The organism is Halobacillus sp. BBL2006, assembly GCF_000786645.1.
In the GTDB taxonomy this organism is placed as follows: domain Bacteria; phylum Bacillota; class Bacilli; order Bacillales; family Halobacillaceae; genus Halobacillus.
The window spans coordinates 1-2165 of the sequence record NZ_JRNX01000887.1 but is presented as its reverse complement, the minus strand read 5'-3'; the positions used below and the strand labels follow the sequence as shown (position 1 = coordinate 2165).

Sequence of the window (2165 nt, the reverse complement as noted above, 5' to 3'; positions counted from 1 at the left end):
AGACTTCAACCTCCTTGATGGCGATCGCCCACTCTATGACTGGGCTGGTAAACAGACCTACATCGCCCTTTCCAATATGATGACTGCGGCCGCAGAGATAGGAATTGACTCTTGTCCGATTGAAGGCTTTTCCATTGAAAAAATGAATCAACTTCTTGAAGAAGAAGGATTATTAGAGGATGGAAGCTTCAGTATTTCTGTCATGTGTGCATTCGGATATCGTGCGCAGGAGCAACCAGAGAAATCACGTCGTTCCTTCGATGATGTCGTTAAGTGGCTCGATTGATCCATTCATTATTCTTGAATTATAGAACTAAAAAAGCTTAGCGTTTTAGCTCTGAGATTTTTATAAAGAATTTACTATATTGAATCTACTATTGTAGAATCACGAAACTGTTGCTTAATGTAGCCAGTAAAAAGACTGCTGTGTCTCCACAGCAGTCTTTTAAAGGTTTTTACTCAAGATATTCAAGTACTTGGCGTACAGCTTCTTCTCCTTGATCCATACAATCCGGAAGTCCGATCCCGCGATAGGAATTGCCGGCCAGATAAATACCTGGAAGATGCTCTTTCATCTCAGCTGTGATCTGATCCAGTCGTTCTTTATGTCCAACTTTGTACTGCGGCATAGAGTCGTGCCAGCGAGTCACGACAGAAAAGTCAGGACGCTCCGTAATATCCATCGTCTGGTTCAAGTCACGAAGGCAGATTTCTACAATCTCTTCATCACTTAAATGAACAACTTCTTGATCAGCCGGCTTCCCGACATAACAACGCAGTAGGACTTTGCCTTCTGGTGTCGAGTGCGGCCACTTTTTATGGGTCCACGTGCAGGCTGTGATCCTGAAGTCACTATTACGTGACACAACGAAGCCTGTTCCGTCAATGTCCTTCTTAATGGCTGATTCGTCAAAAGCCATCGCCACATTAGCCACAGATGTTGCATTTGTTTCTTTGAATGGAGCCATGAACTCATATTGAGACAGCATGCGCTGCGCGGCAAAGTGAGGGGCAGCTATAATGACAGCGTCCGCCTCTTGAACGGTCCCATCACTTAATAATAAATGGTAACCTTCGTCATGTTTTTCGATATGATTCACTTGTGTATTTTTCTGGACAATACCTGATTCGAGGGAATCTTCTATCGCATCAACAAGGGATTCCAGTCCATGTTCAAGCGTTCGGAACATACTTGGTTTCTTCTCGCCTTTTTTACGCTTTTTCATCGGATATTTTTTTCGTAACCCTTTGATCAGGCTCCCGTAATGTTGTTCAAAATCATAGAACATCGGAAACGTGGATTGAAGACTCAATTCATCAATGTCACCGGCATAAATCCCGGATAATAAAGGCTCAATCAGGTTTTCAACGACTTCGTTTCCTAGTCGTCTGCGGAAAAACAATCCAAGGGACTGGTCGCCTTCCACTTCTTTTTTCGCTTTAACAAGATCCTGTGCCGCTCTCACTTTCCCAACAGGGCTGAATAAGCCTGAGAACAGGAACGGACGAACCTGTGTTGGAATTCCCATAAATGAACCGCTCGGCATAGGATGGAGCTTTCCGTTAACGAGGATGTACGATTGTCCCGTGCCATTTGGAACAAGCTGGTCTTTTAAACCGACCTCTTCAGCTAATCTTGCTGCACTCTCTTTACGAGCAAGGAAAGAATCAGGGCCACGTTCAATCGTGAATCCGTCTTTTTGGACGGTTTGGATCTTACCACCCAATCGTTTGCTCGACTCAATAAGTTTAAGATCAATCGACAGGTTTTCCTTTTGCTTTTCTTTTTGTAAGTAATAAGCGGCCGTCAACCCGGAAATGCCTCCGCCGATGATGACGACCTGTTTTTGTTGAGACATAATATCCCTACTCTTTCACTTTGTCTAAAACGACTTCTGCTAGTGTGCGGATGAACTTCGGATGAGTGTTCGGCATTTCAGGACGATAATAGTTCGCACCAACTTCGTCACAAACGACTTTACACTCGTAATCGTTATCGTATAAAACTTCCAAATGATCCGATACGAATCCGACAGGAGCATAGACGAATGTTGTGTACCCTTTATCGTTGTATAGATCACGAGTCAAATCCTGTACGTCAGGACCGATCCAAGGATCCGGCGTGTTGCCTTCACTTTGCCAGCCAATTTCGTATTGAGTGATTC

3 protein-coding genes are annotated in these 2165 nt (G+C 44.0%); 1 reads left to right on the top strand and 2 read right to left on the bottom strand.

Annotation, left to right across the window (positions count from 1 at the left end; genetic code table 11):
- On the top strand, positions 1–286 hold a 286-nt coding region (locus LD39_RS20810), incomplete at its 5' end, for a nitroreductase family protein (RefSeq protein ID WP_035553315.1).
- Between the two features lie 169 nt (positions 287–455).
- On the opposite strand, the gene hemY is transcribed toward LD39_RS20810, so the two are convergent.
- A complete protein-coding gene (gene hemY / locus LD39_RS20805) occupies positions 456–1859 on the bottom strand; it encodes a protoporphyrinogen oxidase (protein WP_035553312.1) in 1404 nt (467 codons plus the stop codon).
- A gap of 7 nt (positions 1860–1866) precedes the next feature.
- Positions 1867–2165: ferrochelatase (locus tag LD39_RS20800; protein WP_035553310.1), on the bottom strand; the 299-nt coding region annotated here is incomplete at its 5' end.

What these genes read in the sequence shown, in the direction of transcription:
- hemY (WP_035553312.1), bottom strand. Translation starts at nt 1,859, where the DNA reads ATGTCTCAACAAAAACAGGTCGTCATCATCGGCGGAGGCATTTCCGGG.